The organism is Robinsoniella peoriensis (assembly GCF_000797495.1).
In the GTDB taxonomy this organism is placed as follows: Bacteria; Bacillota; Clostridia; order Lachnospirales; family Lachnospiraceae; genus Robinsoniella; species Robinsoniella peoriensis.
This window is the reverse complement of the sequence record NZ_JTGN01000002.1, coordinates 494,504-513,262: the sequence shown is the minus strand read 5'-3', so window position 1 is coordinate 513,262 and position 18,759 is coordinate 494,504. Positions and strand designations below refer to the sequence as shown.

The following is an 18,759-nucleotide window of genomic DNA, read 5'->3' as shown; positions in this document are numbered from 1 at the left end:
CTAATTCTTTTAGCGCCGCTTGTCAAACGCTTCTGCATAAAAGTAGATAAAATCTTTTTTCTCCTGTTTGTAGTTTAAACCATTACATTATGAAAAGAAAGTACTTTTATAAAATTAGTTCTCTATTTTTTCCTGTAAATTCATAAAATCAAAAAATGCTCCCTGTTTTTCTTTTAACTGATTGTAAGATCCTTTTTCTACAATCTCTCCATTTTTCATAAAAATTACCTGGTCATACTGTTTCAGCAATTCTTCCTTCAGATTGTGGGTAATGGTAATCAGCGCCAGTTTTTCCTGGGCCAGAAGCCGATTTTCCATATCATATGCCGTCTGCATATCTACCGCTGAGGTGCCTTCATCCAATATTAACAGGGGGGTTCTTCGGATCAGTGCTCTTGCTACTGCTACTCTTTGGCGCTGCCCCCCGGACAGGTGTATTCCATTTTCTCCAGCCGGAGTCTTTAGCCCATTTTCCATCTGGTCCAAAAATAAACTGATGCCGCTTCTGTCTATTACATCCTGCAGTTCTGTGCCGGAATACTCCCGCTCCAGGCAGATATTCTGGTAAATATCCGTATCAAATAAATATACATTCTGATGAATCATCGATACAATATTACTTAAATCCTTCCCATTCATATCCCTGATTTCACGTCCGTCAAACTGGATACTGCCACTATATCTGTCTGAATATCCGGTCAGCAATTTTACCAGCGTGGACTTTCCGCTCCCGCTTTCCCCAATAATGGCATATTTTTTGGCAGGTTCTATTTGCAGATCCACTTCGTTCAAAATATTTCTTTCCTCCTGGTATGAAAAACTAACTTTTTCTATGTTCAACAGACTTTTAAAAGAAGATCCGGATACCCCTTTGCTCACTGTTCCCAAAATCCTGCTATCCTGTGTGTCTTGTGTGTCTTGTGTGTCCTGTTCCTGGCTAAGCCGTGAGAGACGCTCTAACACAGGTTTCATTCCCGTAATTTTAGGTAAATTCTGCATAATCATCATTACCGGCGTTATAAATGTTCCGCTTAACTGGACAAGTGCCAAAAGGGTTCCTACCGTAGACCTGCCTGTCAAGACAAAATAGGCTGCTACAAAAACGATAATTACAGTGGAAAGCGCTGATAAAATACTGGCAAAACACTCATTAACCGCCAGCAGCCGGTCAGCCATAAACTTGCTCTCTGCAGTATCCCGGTTTTCCTTTTGGAATTCTTTTCGAATATAACCCTCAATGGCAAATCCCCGTATTACCTCATAACCGGACAAATAATCTTTACATTTTGCCGTAAACTCTGCTATTTTTTCTGAAAAATTGTTCTGCCTTACCTGAAGCGCTTTCCCAAAAAATGCAGGTATTAAAAACATTAACAGCATAAAGAAGATTAGAATCACCGTTACCAGCCAGCTTAAATAAAACAGAATTCCAAGAGTTGCTACAAACAAAACGACCATTTTAGCCAGGAGCTGAATTGGTACTAAATAATTTTCTTCCACAAGCTTCACATCGTTTACTATTGCTGACAGATAATCCGCGGTATTAACCTTATAGAAACCCTCCGGGTTCCTGCTCAGCAATCCCTGAAACGTCTTTTTTCTAAGACTCTTCGTTACATTCCGGATCAGAACCTTTCCACAGTAAGCTTCCAGAAAACCAAATCCGCCCAATATAAGAAGATAAATCATAGTAAATGTAAACAGACGCCAGAAAGTATTTACATCCTGCCCAATCGCCGCATCCACTATCTTTTGCAAAATAATTGATATAAATGCGGATGCTACTGAACTTAGTGCTCCAATGCCAATTACCAATGCAAGAATCCACTTATTTTCTTTTAAACATGCTTTCAAATCAGATACCTCTCTTTTTCGTTTATTGGAATGCATTGTTTTATATATTCTATATTCATCAAATACATTCGTCATTTACAGAATATATTACTATTTTATTTTTGTCAACTATATTTGATCATTATCGAATAACTTTAATGCAGGATCAGGATTTTTTATTGAACCTTTCGAATTTTGGGCAAAAAATCAACAGAAGCCTTAAGTCTGCAATAAAATACAGATTTAAGACCCCTGTTGATCTCAACTTTTTCCTATATAACGGGATTCTTACAGTAGAGTGTGTTTGAAAATTGATTTCCTGCAGCTGTGCGTCACGCATTCCCTCATTTTTATAATAGCAGCTGCTTCAGATCCCCGATCAGATCCATAACTGCGTCTTCTTCCAGGCAGTAGTATACTTTGCCATTCTTTTTCTCAATATTCACCAACCCACAGGAAAATAATACATTCATATGATGGGACATGGTGGACGCTGATAATTTCATGGTTCCCGCCAGTTCCAGGTTGTACTTTTTGGATTCCTTTAAAATACACAGAATATCCAGTTTGCTTCTGTCACTCAGTGCCTTCAGCTTCATGATAACAGCATCTTTTGCGGCATCCGTACTTTTTCCTCTCCTGGGCAGGAGCTCTAAGAATAATCCCTGATAACCATGGGAATATAAAATCAGCTGTATTGCCGGAGCCACCAGGGTAGGATAGACTACTGCCTGGGATAAGAAACTCGTAAACAGCCGGTCAAATCTCTCAACCTTGTGTGCTGCATAACGTTCCAATAAGGTCTGCAAAGGTTTTTCCACTGATGCAAGCGCTTTCTCATACACAGGTATATTTTTACGGATTGCTTCCATGAGGTATTCCATCCAGAACCTGGGCCGGTGTAGAAATTTAAGTAAATGCCACTTTTTTCCTTCATCCATGTCCAGAGGTTCTAAAAACTCAATAATATCCAGCTCGTTTTTGATACAGGGAATTTTCTGTCTGGAAAGCTCTTCCGAATTAACTCCATCATCAATAATAATTGACATCAGTGTATCTCTAAGCTCTTCGTCTGTTACTCCATCCAGGGATTGGATCCATTCCTTGTTTTCTGTAACCGATACAATCAAAATGAGTATCCATTCCTGATCCTTATCCTTAAAAAAGAATTCTTCATTTTCCGTTTTCACGTAATGATCTTTAAAATATTTTTCATAACGTTCCAGGATTTTAAAATGCTTTTGATAAAATGCCTCACCATCAATCCCAATTTCATTCAATTCCTTTATTGTTTCATCTCTTGTCTCTTCACTTTGATAACAACTGCATAATAAGCCAAGTGTTTCAAATACCGGATCCAACTCATTTTTCATGATCATGCCCATAAAAAAATTCCTCCTGACTGCCTGCTATGATTTCATTTGCTATACCGGCTGTCTGCCAGTCTGCCTATTATAACAAATCTTTCCGCTCATAACAAGCGGAAGCGTGTCTTAAAAATCTATGCCGCAGCAATTTTAAGACACGCTTCCGAGGGTGTTTGAAAGTCTCAATATATAATTTAAATTTTTACATGCTGTTCCACATCTACTACGAATATGGTTGCTCCGCCAAACTCAACAGTCATTGGTACTGTGGCGTAGCTGATTGATTGTACGCCGCCGGATACATAAGGGGTGTTCACATTTACTTGCTTTCTGGTTGAGCACTCTTCTTTAATAATATCAATAACCTGCTCCACTTTATCATCTTCCGTTCCAATCAGCAGTGTCGTGTTCCCCCTGCGCAGGAATCCTCCGGTAGTGGCAAGTTTCGTCACAATAAAATTGCTCTTATTTAGTTTGTCAACTACAAATCCTCCGTCCTCGTCATGGACAATTGCAAATATCATTTTCATATTGGACACCTCCATCACTTTTTACATCTCGCAGATGTACTTTTCAATCATTTTACCGGAACTAACCGATTTTCCTTCTACAACCATCTTATCATAAATCACTTCTTTGTTGTTCATCAAAATAGTAAATATCCGCCATTCGTTTTGAAAACCGCAGATCGCATAGACATGATTGTGATAATAATCGTTCAGATACTGGAATAAGACATCTTCACTTTCATTCTCGCCTAAGGACAGCATTACAAGATGATAAGATCCCGCACATTTTTTCAGAATATCACTGTTATCCCAGTCCGTATGTTCCTCGTCATGAAGTATCACAATGACTCTGTCATTTTCTCTTCCAAGTTCGTGGATAATCATAATGTCTGCCTCCTGTTTTCATGCAAGATGGATGCTCTTTTATAATAAACGCTGCCGGGATCTTTTGCAACTAATTTATACTTTTTCATGACTTTTAACAGCTTTTCTGCCATCACCGGCTCCATTTCACAGAGCGGAAGGCGGCATTCCCCCACATCCCATCCCATGTAGTTGAGAGCCTGTTTCACTGGTATGGGATTCACGTCATAAAACAGCGCCTCAATCAGCTCCAGATACTCAATCTGCAATTCATCACTGGTTTCCGGATGATGGTTAAAAAAGCTTTCGCAAATATCATGGGCAACCTTAGGCATAATATTCGATAACACCGAAATTACTCCTTTTGCTCCAAGTGCCAGTGCTGATGTGATCTGATCATCATTGCCAGAATAAATATCCAGTCTGTCCTTACAGAGAGAAGAAATTTTAGCAATCTGGGAAAAGTTACCGCTGGCCTCTTTAACTGCTACAATCTTCTCATTTTCACATAAACGAAGATAAGTCTCCGGCTGAATATTCAACCCGGTCCTGGACGGAATATTATACAAAATTACCGGCAGATCAGACGCATCCGCAATTGCATTAAAATGGTAAACCAGTCCCTGCTGTGAAGTCTTATTATAATACGGCGTTACGTGAAGCAATGCATCTGCTCCTGCCTTTTCTGCCTGTCTGGAAAGTTCAACAGCATGTTCGGTACAATTGGAACCTGCCCCGGCGATGACTGGAACACGATGTCCCACACAAGATGCAATAAACCGGATAACTTCAAAGTGCTCTTTATCGCTTAGCGTTGATGCCTCTCCTGTTGTACCTGCAGCAACAATGGCATCCGTATGGTTTTTCAGTTGAAAATCAATCAGCTCTTCGAGCTTTTCAAAATAAACACTTCCATTTTCTTTGAACGGAGTGACCAATGCAACTCCTGCGCCTGTAAAAATTGTATGCTTCATATTCTTTACCTCTTTCATACATTTTATTTTAAAACTATCTGATTCGCTGTCAAACAGCTAAGTTAAATTTCCTACATCATAGCACAAAGCATATTAAAATGAGATACAGCATCTGCTTTTTTTCATTAAATTTACATAAAAGTCTTGTACTGCCTCTTATTTAATATGCAAAAAGAAGATGTATTTTATTATATTCATCTAAAGTAAGTCAGGAACTTTAAAAAAAGTGAAATTGAACGGTCATGGCAGCCGTTTCCTGCCTGATCGTCCAATCTCACTTTATATTACCCGATACAGCTTATATTATATTGTACTTTTATGACAAATGCAGCAAGGCTTCCGCCAAAGCCAGTATGGTCAGAGACTGCCCGTAAGCCATTGGTGCAATTAATATATTTTTGTAATGATCTGCATCATATCCCATTCCGGTTCCACCGGATACATTCAGCACGGTTCCATCCCGGTCGATATTTTTCAAAATTCCTTTCACGGCTTTCTGGGCACATTCCATATAGGAATCATCCAGAATTCCATAACGGATTCCTTTTAGGATTCCTGCTGCAATTGCCGCTGAACCGGACACCTCTTCATAGCTTGAAGGATCCAGAAGCACCGTATGCCACAAGCCGCTTTTACTCTGTACCTCTTTTAGCTTATGTACCTGCGCCTTATATGTATCTGTGATAAATTGTTTTACGCCAGCATTCATGGTTCCTTTGAACATATCAATATAATCCAGTATCCCCAGGGTAAACCAGCTGTTTCCACGACACCAGAAGATGCCCCCGAAATTATTTCTCTCATTAAAAGTCCACCCGTGGAAGAACAATCCGGTATCCTTATCACAGAGGTACTTTATATGCATCAGAACCTGATGTATGGATTCATCTATCCATTCCTGCTTTTTATATTTCTGACCCATTTTATTCAAGAATAATACTGTCATAAAAATAGTATCAATCCACATTTCATTTTCATTCAAACGAACGCCCAGACGATCTCCGTTTGCACTGGTAACATGCTGAAAGCCTCCTTCCTTTGTCCGGGGAAGGCAGTTCATCAGCCAGTCAGCCCACTTCAGGCAGAGATCTTCAAATTCCGGATCATTATACTGCTCATTTAATTCTACCAGCGTTAGCAGCGGCGTAGTGGTATTGATATTTTTTGACGGAAGCCCCTGTTCTACATTTTCCTTAAACCAGTCATATAGAAACTTCTGATATTTTTCATTTTTTTCTGTCTTCATTATTTTTAACAGCCCGTACAGACCTACACCCTGAGGCCAGTCCCATTCCCGGATACCAAAATCTCTTTTGAAAAATCCAATTGATTCCCCACCATTTTCTTCCAGTTCCTTTGCATTATCGGGACCGTCCAGATTCAAAAGCTTATCAATTACCAGATCTAACTTATCTCTCAATTCTTTTTCGTTTATATTTTTCATTAAAATCCTCCATATATTTCAAACAGGCGCCAAGCGTGCAGATCCGGAACAAGGATTTTCTGGCACGTTGGGTCAGGCACTGGCTTTTTTAAGTTGTTTATTATATAATGTACTAAATATATCACACAGCCTGTCTTATGGACAGACTCCGCAGGTGGTTATATTCATATTTATTCCTTAAACAATTCCAAAGAAAAGGTGGTAATCCATGGAAAAAGTGGTCTATTATGCTGAAATGGAAGGAATCTCCCTGGAGCATATGGTGCGAAACGGTAAATTCGACATGCGTGTCAAACATTTTCACAATGAGTATGAAATTTTTTATATCTTAGAAGGCGAACGCCTCTTTTTCTTTAATAACCGTAATTATCTGGCATCCAAAGGTGATCTTATCCTTGTGGATACTAATCTTATACATATGACTAAATCTGTTACTGAGGAAGATCAGGGCCATAACCGGATTATTCTCTACATTGGTAAAGGGAAAATGCAGGAACTAAGTGAAAAATTCCCTGCCCTTGGCCTGGTTCGCTTCTTTCAGGATAACTATGGTGTATATCATCTGAATAAAGATCAGCAGTATCTGTTTATGCAGATGTACGAGCATCTGCAGACAGAATTCAGTAAAAAGCACCGAAACTACAAATATGCTATTGAACTGGAAATCCTCTCTTATTTTCTCAAACTGGTACGTGATATCTCACATAAGAACCAGGAAACTCCACAGTTTGGTAGTGAAAGCAAATACCGGACAGCTTACGCCGTTGCGGATTATCTCTCAGAGAACTGTCAGGAAACCATATCCCTGGAGGATTTGTCCAGCCATTTTTACTTAAGCAAATACTATATCTGCAGAGTTTTCAAAGAAGTAACCGGCTATACCATCAGTGAATATATCAATATCCACCGTATTAAAAAAGCAAAGCGCTATTTAGAGGAAACAGACATGAGCATCTCATCCATCGCACATGCCCTTGGTTATGAAAGCATCACCTATTTTGAAAAAATGTTTAAAACTTACATGACCATCTCTCCTCTGAAATATCGTAAAACATTAAATACAGTCACTCATACAAATATACCAACTAACCCATAAGCCCAAGAACAGACGGCAGCCAGGTGCTGAGTGCGGGTATGAAAGTAACAAACAGCAAAGCGATCAGTATCGCACCAAAAAATGGCAGGAGTTTCTTCATAACATCTTCCACCTGGAGCTTTGCCACACTGCATCCTACGAACAATACACTTCCCACTGGGGGAGTTACGGTTCCAATGGATAAGTTCATTACAATCATAACGCCAAACTGAATGGGATCCATACCAAGATTCGTTGCTATCGGAAGAAAGATCGGCGTAAAAATCAACAGCGCCGGAGCCATATCCATAAAAGTACCTACTATTAACAAAATCAGGTTAATGATCAACAGGATGACAATTTTGTTATCGGAAATGCCAAGGAGCAGATTACTGATTGCCTGGGGCAGCCCCGTAAAGGAAAGTACAAAGGATAAAATGGATGATGCCCCGATGATCAGCATAACTACTGCTGTCATAACTCCGGTATCAACCAGAATAGCCGGTATCTCTTTTATTTTAATACTTTTATATACGAATACCGATAATAAAAATGCATACACCACCGCTATCCCGGATGCTTCTGTAGGAGTAAAGTATCCGGAGAGAATTCCGCCGATAATAATTACCACCAATAGTAAGCTTGGAATTGCATCCCAGATGGTTTTCAAAACCACAGATCCGGTAAGCTTCTCTCTTTTAATCACATATCCGTGTCTTTTCCCATAGAAAAATGCTACGATCATACATAGTCCTGCCCATAACAGACCCGGTATCCAACCCGCCATAAATAAGGTAGCTACCGACGTACCACCGCTTGCTGCGGAGAATACTATAAATGCAGTAGTCGGAGGGATTAACTGTCCTACCGGAGCAGTTGCAATATTAACTGCTGCTGAAAACCCTTCATCATAACCCTGTTTCTTTTCCAGTGGATTCATAACACCGCCGATTGCCGTAGCTGCTGCAATACCGGAACCGGAAATGGATCCAAACATTGCGTTTCCGGCAATATTAGTCAGTGCCAGAGAACCCGGAACCTTACCCAATACTAATAATGCCAGATTTATCAGTCTCTGTGCAATACCGCCGCTGCTCATCAAAAGACCTGCCAGGATGAAAAATGGCACTGCCAGCAGGGTAAAACTATCAATACCGCCAACTAATTTCTGTGCTGATATGAACATCCCGAATCCCGGGGATAAAAACATGATAATAGTCAAAAGTGCGGAAGCAATAATACTAAAAGATACGGGTGCACTCATTGCCAACAGAAAAAAGAACGTAATAACCAGAACAATAGCTGCCTGTAATTCCATACTATTTTACCTCCTTTAATTTTTTTACAAAGCTAATCATCCGGTTTACACTGTAAATAATCATTAGAACACCACTGATTGGCACACATGCATAATACAGCTGCATCGGAATCTGCATAGCCGGAGAAATCTGTCCTGCGGAGTTCATCGTTACCAGCCATCCTCCCGCGATCATAACAAACACACTCAGTACAATAATTAATACTTCAATTCCTATTTTGGTTAAAACATTATTTTTCGGCTGAAAACTCTTGGTAAGAATACCGATGGATAAATGCTTTTCTTTTCCGTAAGCATACGGAACTCCCAGCATCGTTACCCAGATTAATACATACCTTAGAAACTCTTCTGTGTATTTACTTGGATTTCCTAACAGAAATCTTGTAATTACCTGCCAGAAACAACCGATTACCATTACCGCAACCAGAACAGCGATCACAATTTCCAGAACTTTATTTAATACTTTCATCTTTGTACCCATTGCATAGTGCAGAACCACCTGCAATTTCCTTTCTATTTCTTTTTTTAACTCTGCTGTTTATTCCGCATATTTTTGAATATCCTCGTACAAAGTTTTATACGAATCTCCCTTTGCACAGAATGATTCCCGAATAGGATGTACGGCTTCAATCAATGCAGATTTATCAATATCCCTGTAAACGGTAACGCCATGTTCTTCTGCTTCTTGTATCGCTGCTTCCATCATTCCTGTGTAGAGACTTTTAAAATTCTCATTCGTACTTTTCAGGCTTTCTCTTAAGTAATTCTGCTGTTCCTCTGTCATACTGTTCCATTTTTTCGTACTGATTATATAAATATCCGGTGAATACTGATGCTCTGTGTAAGTATAGGATTTTACCAGATCCTGATGTCCGTCGACGGTCAGTGCCAGCTCTGTATTTTCCGCACCATCCACAATTCCCTGCTGAAGTGAAGTATAGGTCTCTCCTGCTGCCATCGGTACCGGTGAGCCTCCCATTTTTTCAATCATATCCATGGAAGTGGTACTTGGCATAGAACGTATCTTTTTCCCTTTAAGTACGGAAGGATTATCACACTTCACATCTTCCTTAAGATAAAAATTTCTTGCACCATTTGCATAATAACCAATTGCTATGTATCCTTCTTCTTCTGTGGAAGTAAAAAGTTTTTGTACCTCTTCACTTTTTTCCATGGCGTCATAGTAATGCTGCTGCCCATTGAACAGATACGGTACTGCAAAGATTGAATACTCATCCTGGAACTGTCCCAGGGTGTTGGAACTGACTTTTGCCATGTCCAGAATTCCCGCTTTTACCATTTCGATGATTTCTTTTTCCGTTCCGAGAACACCGCTTGGATAAATCTTAACTTCCATTTCCTTAGAATCATCTTCTGCAACTATGTCAGAGAGCAATGCAATGGAATCTGCAATCTCAGATCCTGCCGACTGGTTATGCGCCAGCCTGATCTCCACTTTTCCGCTGGAATTCGCACTTACTACTTTAAAAAATGTAACTGCTACAATAACAATTCCTATCAAGCCAACTGCAATTCCGAGTGTTTTCTTAATGCTTTTCATGTATTTCTTCTCCTTCTTCATCGTGAATATATACAAATTTTTGATCTATTTTTTAGTAATATTGCATAAATTCTCGATATTTTTTTCAGCACTATTACAGCACTTCTTATAGTTGCATTATAACATAGTTAAAAGGCTCTTTCTTCTTTTATGTTGCAGTCCTTTGTACTTTTTCAAACTATATTGCACCATTTTTTTGTTGAAATTTGATTATATTTATGTTTTTTTGTATTTTCCGTTTTATCCAGGCAGAAAAAAGGAACCTCTGACTAAAGAGATTCCTTCTGTTTCATTTATCTCATTGCATATTGCAGATTTGTGTGCCATGCTGGCTTCTTTCAATCTTTATGATCAAAACTTTTTCAAAAAAGCGATATCCGCTCTTGCAAACTCCGGATTCATCTCTTCTCTGAGGAGATACATATCCGGTTTGTTTTGTCTCAGCCATTGAATGATGGTATCGTAAGCAATTATGCCTTCTCCCAATCTGGCAGGAACGTATGTACGGTTATCATCCAGTGTGAAATCTTTAATATGCATCACATCTATGTATCCGCCAATTTTATCCAGCCACTGGCTCCAATATTTCTCCTGATCCGTATTTTCCGGAAATTCCAGGAGATTAGAAGCATCAAAAATCAGACGCAGATGCTCACTGTCCTGTACCTGGTCAATCACATCCAACACTGCTTCCACATTTTCCAACGGATGCCAGTATACCGGTTCTACTGCCAGTTTTACATCCAGCTTTTGCGCTTCTTCCATAACGCGTTTTATGCTGTCCATCATGAATGGGTACCAGATTTTCTTTTGTTCTTTGCTCAGGTGAGGATAAGCCGTTTCTGTACCTACCACCTTTGCTCCTACTTCTTTACTGTAAGCAAGGCACATTTTTAAGTTCTGCACCCCGTTGGCGCGAATCTCCTCATCCGGGTTTCCAAGATCCATATAACAGCCAAATACCGGAATTTCAATCTGATGCTCCTCAAATGCTTTGCGGATTCTCTCCAGATGCTTCAGGCTTATATCACTGTATTGTTCAATTCCTTTAAAAGCCTTTGGCAGCGCCAGCTGGGCTGCCTGATAGCCCTCTTTGTGCAGTACTTCTGCCAGTTCTTCGATCTCCATTTTCCCATAGTCATGGGCACGAACTCCAATTTTCATAGTCTCCTCCACTCAAAAGCGTATTTGCAGCATGATCTGCTGTATCATTCTATTAAACTACCACAACTGAATTTTCTTGTCAAAAGTTTTCTACGCTTTTTTTCCTGCTGCTTTCTTTTTATTCCGGTACCAGTTCCCAGCGATCCAGAAAATAACCACGAGAATCAGGCTTGACAAACTATTTATTACAATAACTCCGATGGATGAATTTTTTGTTCCCTGCATTGCCAGGACATAGGCATTGCTCAAGGTGTTGGTAACTATATTTCCCGGTATGCTAAGTAATGTCAGAAATGCCAGACTATGCCAGATATTGAAATGGAAAAGCCGAATCGCCAGATCAGTCACCCAGACAATTACCAGCCACACACAGGTGATCGGAACACCCAGTCTCCACAGCCAGGCTCCTGTATATTCGACGCTAAAATCCTTTAGTGTATATTGAATAATCATCAGTAACGGTATAATGAGTACGGTAATACATAACAGCGTCTTCTCTGGTTTATATTTTTTCGATTTAACTAATACATACCCGCAGGCCAATGCAAATACTACGCTTCCTGCTACAATCAGCGACCAGGTAAATGTTCCGTCGATGGCGAAATTTACGATCATACACACGATAATGCCAATGAAGCCAAGGCCTGCCAGCCCCCCTGTGATATACCTGAGTTGTGTCCATCCCAGATACTTCTTAAAGTTCTTAACCTCGGGAGCAGTCTCTACCTGTATCTCTTCACGCATCTCAAGATAGATTTCTTTGCACTTTGTACATCCTTCCAGATGTTCTTCGATACTTTCATTCGTTGCCCTGCCAGTCATATGTTCTATATAATTAGGCAGCAAATCCCTTACAATTTCACAATCTAATTTTTGTCCCATTCTTTTCTTCCTTTCACTAATTTCTGTTTTCCTCTGTAAAAAGTTACTCTAGCCCATGTTTCTGATTTCCCAAGTATGTCTCCTATCTCTGCAAAACTCAGTTCCCCGGTAAGCCTTAAATATATCACTTCTTTGGTCTGTTCATCAAAATGATGCAGCTGTTTAAAAAGCTCTACTTTTTCAATATTCAGCAAATAATCATTTTCAATATTTTCATATGACGGTATCTCTTCTGTCAGTTCATTAACAGATACCTGCTGTTTTTGCCGCCTTCCCAGTTCCCGGTACCAAAGCCTTTTTGCAATCTGGCACAGCCAGACCGATACTTTACAGTCACCCCGAAACTTTTCAATTCCTCTTGTAGCCTGATAGAAAGTTTCCTGGGTCAACTCCTCAGAAATGTCAGCATTATGGGTCAGGCAGAACAAATATTTATAAACTGCTTTCACATTATTTTCATATATCTGCTCCATATTCTGCTTATCCATCTCATCCACCAAGACCGCCCATTCAAACAGTTTAAAAGTACTGGGCAGAATCGCTTCCTTTCGTAAAATTATCTTTCAAACTTAACCCATGAATAGCTCAAGCAGGCTTGTGCTATTCCCAACTCATCAGTGTGAAAGCGATTTTTCTTTCACACTTTCACCTCCTGTCTATAAGTTACACAAATACACGATTCGTTACAGTAATTTAAAAAATATTTTTATTCAATAAAAATACCGCTATTCCCTTAACCGGGAACAACGGTATTTACATTTTCCATAGTCATAAATCCAGTTTCTGCAGTTTACAGACACCGATCCCGCAGCCGTATCATTTCTCCAGCAAAATCATTTCTCAATCAATTTTATTGAAAATTACCGTCTTTTCTTTCAAAGAAATTTTACCTGCCTGATATCCATATTCCGTTAGTTCTTTTTTATAATTCAAAAAAGAGTGATCTATCTCAATTCCTGCAATGTTTTTAATTTCTTCAAACGTCAGCTTTAATGATGGACTGTCAGTTTCTTTAACGTATTCCCAAAGAGGATTATATTTACTCATCGTACATTTCTCCTATCAATATTCCTGTTGATCTGTAGGTCATATTTTACCACACACATACATTAAAGTCATTCTTTTTTTGCTTTTTGTTATATATCTACCCGACTTAATCGTCATATCTTTCATTTATCAGCTCATACTTATCTTCCAGATAATCTTCTATACTGTCTTTGTAATCTTCCAATTTATCTAACTTTCTCTCAAGAGACTTCATCTGGCTATAGGAAAGTTTCCCATCATGATAAGCATCTTCTATCTGGTCATCTAAACGGTCTGCCTTTCGGTCAATGGCATCCAGTTCCCGTTCAAAATTCAAATATTGCTGTCTCGCTGTTAACGCATCCGCTTCAACGTTTGTTTTCTTAATATTATTGAACACTTTTTTATACTGTTTGCGGTAACCATCAATCTTATCTTCCTGTTTTTTTACAGAAACTCCTTTTGTCTTATTCTGTACCGTAATCTGGAAATCTGCTTTTAACTTTGTATTCTTAATTTTGACTGAAATGACTGCATCTCCAGTTTTCATAGCTTTTACTTTCGTATCATCATCTCTTTTTTCCACCACTTTAACTACTTTGGGATCACTGCTGGTCCATATAATGTTACGGTCTCTTACTTTTGCTTTCCCCGGGAGAATTTCGCTGTCCAGATCCATGGTCTTACCTACCCGCATAACATTATTGCCACCTTCAATCATAATCTGCTGCGGTTTCGGTGCCGCTAATGCTGTTGCTCCCATCATCAGAAATGTACATCCCATTAAAATCACTGTTTTTGCCATCTTTTTCTTCAACATAATTATTTACCTCCATTATCAATCGTCATTATCTGGTTCATCGTCATCGTCTAAATCATCGGATCGTTCATCCAGGTCCTCGTCATCCCAGTTTTCGTCATCGCTGTTCAGGTCTTCTGCATCGTTATCTAATTCGTCTGCGTCATCATTCAAATCCTCCAAATCCTGATCGAAATCATCTGCATCATCATTTAAGTCGTCCGGATCATTATATAAATCATCCTCATCGTCCCTATCATCTATGTCATCCTCATCGTCTGAATCATTATCCCGGTAACCCCCATCTCTCTGATCGGATCCTCTCTTCTGCATTTTCTGCTTATTCCCGGTGCTTCTTGAATCACTACTCTCTTCAATGATATCTTCCACATTTTCTAAAATAGATTCATCGGATTCATATCCTGCCATATCTGAAATATCGATGCTCCTAATCCTGATCAGCTGGGCAATCTCCTGCATGGTCATTTTTGCCAGCTGTTCCATTTTCAGTTCCGGATCTTTTTTGATCAGCTTTAATAAAAATGCCGCCTTACCCTGGGAAATCTCATATTGCTGCGCAAGACCAGATATTTCTTCACTGCTTGTAATCTCCTGGTTATAGATGACCCCTTTGATATTTTTTTTATCCAGTACCTGCCTGATGTCTCCTACAATAGACTGACAGATTTCATCTGCTTTCTTTGTGTCTTTGTTTTCCACGGATACCAGAATAGAATTATTCGCCTCTGTTATATAGCCTTTTCTCACCATAGAGCCAATTAACGCATTCACAGCTGTGTTTAACTCCACATTTTTAAGATTCATATCTGCTATTATAATTTCACCATCTTTATTGAGAGCCTTTACCTCCTTAACCAGATTCTTACGGTTTGTCTGAATCTCAACACTTGGATTGACATCAATATCAATTGTAGAATCAATCTGATTGTTCCAAAAAATACGGATACCCAATATAAGAATCAGACAGGCTGCTAACGCTGCTGCGCCTCTAAAAGCCAAATGAATTTTATGCCAGGATTTTGGTTCATCCAGCAGCCATTCTTCTTTTTGCAGCTTCTCATCTTCAGATGCTGCCACTTTGTTAAAAACGTCAGGAGTAATGTCTTCTACTGCTTGTTTCAATCCTTGCTCGATCTTTTGCATATCTAAGACATCCTCCCTTCTATGTAATTTCGTAGTTTCTTCATTCCGCGGTTATATTTAGACAGTACTGTAGAAAGGGGGAGTTTCAGTAAGGCTGCAATTTCCCGGTGTTTCATCCCGGTATTGGCATGCAGAATAATAATCTGCCGCTCTTCATCCCCTAAAATGGAAAACGCTGCTTCCAGTAACAATTTATTTTCCTTATCTTCTACTGCTGAAAAGTCCAGCATATTCTCAAGCTCTTCATAAGGTGATGTCTGAGTATTTTTATCTTTTCGAATCTTCATATAAGAGAGATTTCTTGCAATGGTAAATATCCAGGCAAGGGGCTTTCCCTGAGGCTTATACAAATGCGCTCCTGTTTTGATCTTGATATATGTCTCCTGCAATATATCCTCTGCATCATACTGATTCTTCAATATCGATAAAATAAATCCATAGACTGCCTTGTAAGTTTGGTAATACATCGTCTCTAACGCCTGCATATCTCCCTCTGCAATCTGAATAAATAACTCTTCTTTCACAATCTGACCCAGCCGTTGATTTTCATTTTGCTCTTCCGGAATTAAACAAAATAGAATCATTCGTAATTCACCTGTATAAGATTGTCTCTTTCCCTTTCTATTTAGTTAATGCCTGTGGTAGCTGTTTTATTGCATGGTAAATAAAAAAATTTGCAGAAATTTATTTATAGGTTTAATATAACATATCAGGGGGTTTGGAACAATCAGCATTGGAATATTTTAGGTGATTTGCTGGAAAGGCACTTTGTGGTTAGTAATTAGTAAACTCAAAAAAGGACCTGTCCCCAACATCCTTCCACCAGACATTGAGCATAGGCCCTTTTTCCTATTTTAGAATTTTACATCCACACTCTATTTTCCCTGACCGTAATAAGCACCCTCGCCGTGTTTGCGGTAATAATGTTTATCCTGCAGTTCCTGTGGAGCCGGCTCTACCTGTCCGTTGATGCGTTCACAACGGGCTGCCATTTTTGCCACTTCCTCTAAAACCACAGCATTATGTACTGCTTCATGTCCGTCTTTACCCCAGGTAAATGGTCCATGGTTTTTACATAATACTGCCGGCATAGCCTTATAATCATTTTCCTTAAAATAATCAGTAATCAGAAGTCCTGTATTTTTTTCATAAGCATCTTCAATCTCGTCTTTGTTCAGGCATCTTAAGCATGGAACTTCTCCATAGAAATAATCAGCATGTGTTGTACCATAGCATGGGATACTTCTTCCGGACTGTGCCCAGCTGGTTGCCCAGGATGAATGGGTGTGCACAATTCCGCCTATTTCCGGAAATGCTTTATATAATTCTACATGAGTGGGCGTATCGGATGAAGGATTGTATTTTCCTTCTACCTTATTGCCCTCAAGATCCATTACTACCATGTCTTCCGGTTTTAATTCATCATAGGGAACACCGCTTGGCTTAATTACAAATAATCCTTTTTCTCTGTCTATTCCGCTTACATTACCCCAGGTAAAAGTAACCAGCCCGTATTTTGGCAGATCCATATTTGCAAGGTAAATCTCTTTTTTTAATTCTGCTAACATCTTAATTCTCCTTACGTGCTTCTGCTTTAATGGTTTTCAGGCGCTTCATAACATCATTTGCACCGCGTCCGAAGTAATCGTGTAAAATCTTAAACTCTGCGTAAAGTTTCTTATATGCCTCAACATTTTCCGGAATCGGCTTATATGTCTTCTCTTCTACTTTACCCATAACCTTTGCTGCGTCAAAAATGGAATCATATCCGCCGTTTTTGGAACCTGCCGCTACCGCACCGAACATTGCTGCGCCAAGTGCCGGAGACTGATCCGATGCTCCGATAAAGATTTCTTTTCCGGTTACATCTGCATAGATCTGCATCATCATCGGGTTTTTCTTGGAAATACCGCCGCATGCATACAGTTCATCTACCGGAACTCCGGATTCTTCAAAAGTTGTAATAATCATATTTTTGCCATAAGCCGTTGCTTCGATTAATGCACGGTACATTTCTTCCGGTTTCGTTGTCAGGGTCATTCCCATCATTAAACCGGTCAGATCGACATCAACTAGGCAGGAACGGTTTCCATTCCACCAGTCAAGTGCGAGGAGTCCGCTTTCACCGATTTTTAATTTGCTGGCTTTTTCAGTAAGAAGCTGATGGATTCCCATACCTTTTGCTTCAGCCTCATCATAGTAAGCCTTTGGCACACAGTTTTTCACAAACCATTCAAAATGATCGCCTACACAGGACTGACCTGCTTCATAGCCATAAAATCCTGGAAGAACACCATCTTCCACAACGCCGCACATGCCCGGTACTACTTTTTCCACTTCACTGACCATAATGTCACAGGTAGAAGTACCAATAATCATCAGCATTTTGTTTGGCTCTGTAATACCAACTGCAGGTACCGCAACATGGGCATCTACATTGCCGACTGCAACTGCAGTTCCGGCTTTTAAACCAATCCTGGATGCCATATCTTCGGTTAATTCCCCTGCTTTTGCTCCCTGCGGATAAATATCTGTACTGAGTTTTTCTTCCACCAGATTTTCAATTCTTGGATCCAGTGCTTTATAAAATTCCTTATCCGGATATCCTTTTTGTTTATGCCACAGTGCCTTATATCCAGCAGTACAGCTGTTTCTTGCTTCTTTTCCCGTTAACTGCATGGTTACCCAGTCAGCTGCCTCCATAATTCTGGCTGCCTTATCATAAATATACGGTGCTTCATCCAGAATCTGCATAACCTTCGGTACTAACCATTCAGAAGAAATCTTACCGCCATACCTTGCAAGGAAATCTTCGCCCCTCTCCTCTGCAATCCGGTTCAATTTATTAGCCTGCCCCTGAGCAGCATGGTGTTTCCATAACTTCAGCCATGCATGAGGTTCTTTTTTCAGATCTTCATGGAAACAAAGAGGTGTTCCCTTTTCGTCAACCGGCAGAATGGTGCATGCCGTAAAGTCAATGGACATACCGATCACATCAGCCGGATTTATCTGCGATTCCTTTAAAACAGCCGGTATGGTGATTTCCAGCACTTCCAGATAATCAGCCGGATGCTGTAACGCCCAGTCCGGACCCAGTTTTGTTCCGTCCGGAAGAAATTCATCCATAACACCATGGGTATATTCTTTTACTGCCTGTGCCAGAATTTCCCCATTAGTGACGTCAACCAATACCGCTCGTCCTGATTGTGTTCCATAATCCACACCAATCGAATATTTTTTCTCCATTATCCACATTTCTCCTTTATTTTTATAAATTTTG

At 39.7% G+C, this 18,759-nt stretch carries 19 protein-coding genes; 1 reads left to right on the top strand and 18 read right to left on the bottom strand.

The window, feature by feature from the left end:
* Nucleotides 1–114: 114 nt before the first annotated feature.
* The 6 genes from QR40_RS06075 to QR40_RS06050 form a co-directional block, all read right to left on the bottom strand.
* On the bottom strand, nt 115–1,929 hold the full coding sequence (locus QR40_RS06075; protein ID WP_242858457.1) for an ABC transporter ATP-binding protein: 1,815 nt from the start codon (nt 1,927–1,929) through the stop codon (nt 115–117).
* Nucleotides 1,930–2,183: 254 nt separating this feature from the next.
* Nucleotides 2,184–3,218 (bottom strand): ArsR/SmtB family transcription factor, encoded by a 1,035-nt coding sequence (locus tag QR40_RS06070; protein ID WP_044293893.1) that lies wholly within the window; start codon nt 3,216–3,218, stop codon nt 2,184–2,186.
* A gap of 176 nt (nt 3,219–3,394) precedes the next feature.
* Entirely contained in the window at nt 3,395–3,730 is a 336-nt protein-coding gene (locus QR40_RS06065) for a cyclic-di-AMP receptor (protein WP_027296282.1), read from the bottom strand.
* 21 nt (nt 3,731–3,751) lie between these two features.
* Nucleotides 3,752–4,093: a hypothetical protein gene (locus QR40_RS06060; RefSeq protein ID WP_044293892.1), complete on the bottom strand. Its 342-nt coding sequence runs from the start codon at nt 4,091–4,093 to the stop codon at nt 3,752–3,754.
* Nucleotides 4,090–5,046 (bottom strand): 4-hydroxy-tetrahydrodipicolinate synthase, encoded by a 957-nt coding sequence (gene dapA / locus QR40_RS06055; protein ID WP_027296280.1) that lies wholly within the window; start codon nt 5,044–5,046, stop codon nt 4,090–4,092. The genes QR40_RS06060 and dapA overlap by 4 nt, the downstream gene beginning before the upstream one ends.
* Nucleotides 5,047–5,362: 316 nt before the next feature.
* Nucleotides 5,363–6,490, bottom strand: coding sequence for a glycoside hydrolase family 88/105 protein (locus QR40_RS06050; protein ID WP_044293891.1), 1,128 nt, complete (start codon nt 6,488–6,490; stop codon nt 5,363–5,365).
* A 208-nt stretch (nt 6,491–6,698) separates the two neighbouring features.
* Here QR40_RS06050 and QR40_RS06045 point away from each other — a divergent pair, with 208 nt between their 5' ends.
* The gene (locus tag QR40_RS06045) at nt 6,699–7,586 is read left to right on the top strand and encodes an AraC family transcriptional regulator (protein WP_027296278.1); all 888 of its coding nucleotides are present in this window, start codon (nt 6,699–6,701) and stop codon (nt 7,584–7,586) included.
* Here QR40_RS06045 and QR40_RS06040 read toward each other — a convergent pair.
* The 12 genes from QR40_RS06040 to araB form a co-directional block, all read right to left on the bottom strand.
* A complete protein-coding gene (locus tag QR40_RS06040; RefSeq protein WP_027296277.1) occupies nt 7,576–8,883 on the bottom strand; it encodes a TRAP transporter large permease in 1,308 nt (435 codons plus the stop codon). The two genes, QR40_RS06045 and QR40_RS06040, sit on opposite strands and share 11 nt — an antisense overlap.
* Nucleotide 8,884: 1 nt before the next feature.
* Nucleotides 8,885–9,352, bottom strand: coding sequence for a TRAP transporter small permease (locus QR40_RS06035; RefSeq protein WP_027296276.1), 468 nt, complete (start codon nt 9,350–9,352; stop codon nt 8,885–8,887).
* Between the two features lie 69 nt (nt 9,353–9,421).
* Nucleotides 9,422–10,444 carry a TRAP transporter substrate-binding protein DctP gene (dctP, locus tag QR40_RS06030; RefSeq protein WP_027296275.1) on the bottom strand — a complete coding sequence of 341 codons (1,023 nt, stop codon included), beginning with the start codon at nt 10,442–10,444 and terminating at the stop codon, nt 9,422–9,424.
* Nucleotides 10,445–10,795: 351 nt separating this feature from the next.
* Nucleotides 10,796–11,608, bottom strand: coding sequence for a sugar phosphate isomerase/epimerase family protein (locus QR40_RS06025; protein WP_044293890.1), 813 nt, complete (start codon nt 11,606–11,608; stop codon nt 10,796–10,798).
* A gap of 90 nt (nt 11,609–11,698) precedes the next feature.
* Complete coding sequence (locus tag QR40_RS06020) at nt 11,699–12,490, bottom strand: zf-HC2 domain-containing protein (RefSeq protein WP_044293889.1); 792 nt, start codon at nt 12,488–12,490, stop codon at nt 11,699–11,701.
* Nucleotides 12,475–12,978, bottom strand: a complete 504-nt coding sequence (locus QR40_RS06015) for an RNA polymerase sigma factor (RefSeq protein ID WP_027296272.1) — start codon at nt 12,976–12,978, stop codon at nt 12,475–12,477. The genes QR40_RS06020 and QR40_RS06015 overlap by 16 nt, the downstream gene beginning before the upstream one ends.
* 352 nt (nt 12,979–13,330) lie before the next feature.
* Entirely contained in the window at nt 13,331–13,537 is a 207-nt protein-coding gene (locus tag QR40_RS06010) for a hypothetical protein (protein WP_027296271.1), read from the bottom strand.
* A gap of 106 nt (nt 13,538–13,643) precedes the next feature.
* Nucleotides 13,644–14,336, bottom strand: coding sequence for an Ig-like domain-containing protein (locus tag QR40_RS29550; protein ID WP_052430719.1), 693 nt, complete (start codon nt 14,334–14,336; stop codon nt 13,644–13,646).
* A gap of 18 nt (nt 14,337–14,354) precedes the next feature.
* Nucleotides 14,355–15,479: an anti-sigma-I factor RsgI family protein gene (locus QR40_RS05995; RefSeq protein WP_052430718.1), complete on the bottom strand. Its 1,125-nt coding sequence runs from the start codon at nt 15,477–15,479 to the stop codon at nt 14,355–14,357.
* Between the two features lie 2 nt (nt 15,480–15,481).
* The gene (locus QR40_RS05990; RefSeq protein ID WP_027296269.1) at nt 15,482–16,063 is read right to left on the bottom strand and encodes an RNA polymerase sigma factor; all 582 of its coding nucleotides are present in this window, start codon (nt 16,061–16,063) and stop codon (nt 15,482–15,484) included.
* A gap of 291 nt (nt 16,064–16,354) precedes the next feature.
* The gene (locus tag QR40_RS05985) at nt 16,355–17,047 is read right to left on the bottom strand and encodes an L-ribulose-5-phosphate 4-epimerase (RefSeq protein ID WP_044293888.1); all 693 of its coding nucleotides are present in this window, start codon (nt 17,045–17,047) and stop codon (nt 16,355–16,357) included.
* Nucleotide 17,048: 1 nt separating this feature from the next.
* Complete coding sequence (gene araB, locus QR40_RS05980) at nt 17,049–18,725, bottom strand: ribulokinase (RefSeq protein ID WP_027296266.1); 1,677 nt, start codon at nt 18,723–18,725, stop codon at nt 17,049–17,051.
* Between the last annotated feature and the right edge of the window lie 34 nt (nt 18,726–18,759).

Bases quoted from the DNA above. Each gene is read 5' to 3' on its own strand.
- QR40_RS06075 (WP_242858457.1), bottom strand. From the start codon at position 1,929: ATGACGAATGTATTTGATGAATATAGAATATATAAAACAATGCATTCC.
- QR40_RS06070 (WP_044293893.1), bottom strand. From the start codon at position 3,218: ATGGGCATGATCATGAAAAATGAGTTGGATCCGGTATTTGAAACACTT.
- QR40_RS06065 (WP_027296282.1), bottom strand. From the start codon at position 3,730: ATGAAAATGATATTTGCAATTGTCCATGACGAGGACGGAGGATTTGTA.
- QR40_RS06060 (WP_044293892.1), bottom strand. From the start codon at position 4,093: ATGATTATCCACGAACTTGGAAGAGAAAATGACAGAGTCATTGTGATA.
- dapA (WP_027296280.1), bottom strand. From the start codon at position 5,046: ATGAAGCATACAATTTTTACAGGCGCAGGAGTTGCATTGGTCACTCCG.
- QR40_RS06050 (WP_044293891.1), bottom strand. From the start codon at position 6,490: ATGAAAAATATAAACGAAAAAGAATTGAGAGATAAGTTAGATCTGGTA.
- QR40_RS06045 (WP_027296278.1), top strand. From the start codon at position 6,699: ATGGAAAAAGTGGTCTATTATGCTGAAATGGAAGGAATCTCCCTGGAG.
- QR40_RS06040 (WP_027296277.1), bottom strand. From the start codon at position 8,883: ATGGAATTACAGGCAGCTATTGTTCTGGTTATTACGTTCTTTTTTCTG.
- QR40_RS06035 (WP_027296276.1), bottom strand. From the start codon at position 9,352: ATGAAAGTATTAAATAAAGTTCTGGAAATTGTGATCGCTGTTCTGGTT.
- dctP (WP_027296275.1), bottom strand. From the start codon at position 10,444: ATGAAAAGCATTAAGAAAACACTCGGAATTGCAGTTGGCTTGATAGGA.
- QR40_RS06025 (WP_044293890.1), bottom strand. From the start codon at position 11,608: ATGAAAATTGGAGTTCGTGCCCATGACTATGGGAAAATGGAGATCGAA.
- QR40_RS06020 (WP_044293889.1), bottom strand. From the start codon at position 12,490: ATGGGACAAAAATTAGATTGTGAAATTGTAAGGGATTTGCTGCCTAAT.
- QR40_RS06015 (WP_027296272.1), bottom strand. From the start codon at position 12,978: ATGGATAAGCAGAATATGGAGCAGATATATGAAAATAATGTGAAAGCA.
- QR40_RS06010 (WP_027296271.1), bottom strand. From the start codon at position 13,537: ATGAGTAAATATAATCCTCTTTGGGAATACGTTAAAGAAACTGACAGT.
- QR40_RS29550 (WP_052430719.1), bottom strand. From the start codon at position 14,336: ATGTTGAAGAAAAAGATGGCAAAAACAGTGATTTTAATGGGATGTACA.
- QR40_RS05995 (WP_052430718.1), bottom strand. From the start codon at position 15,479: ATGCAAAAGATCGAGCAAGGATTGAAACAAGCAGTAGAAGACATTACT.
- QR40_RS05990 (WP_027296269.1), bottom strand. From the start codon at position 16,063: ATGATTCTATTTTGTTTAATTCCGGAAGAGCAAAATGAAAATCAACGG.
- QR40_RS05985 (WP_044293888.1), bottom strand. From the start codon at position 17,047: ATGTTAGCAGAATTAAAAAAAGAGATTTACCTTGCAAATATGGATCTG.
- araB (WP_027296266.1), bottom strand. From the start codon at position 18,725: ATGGAGAAAAAATATTCGATTGGTGTGGATTATGGAACACAATCAGGA.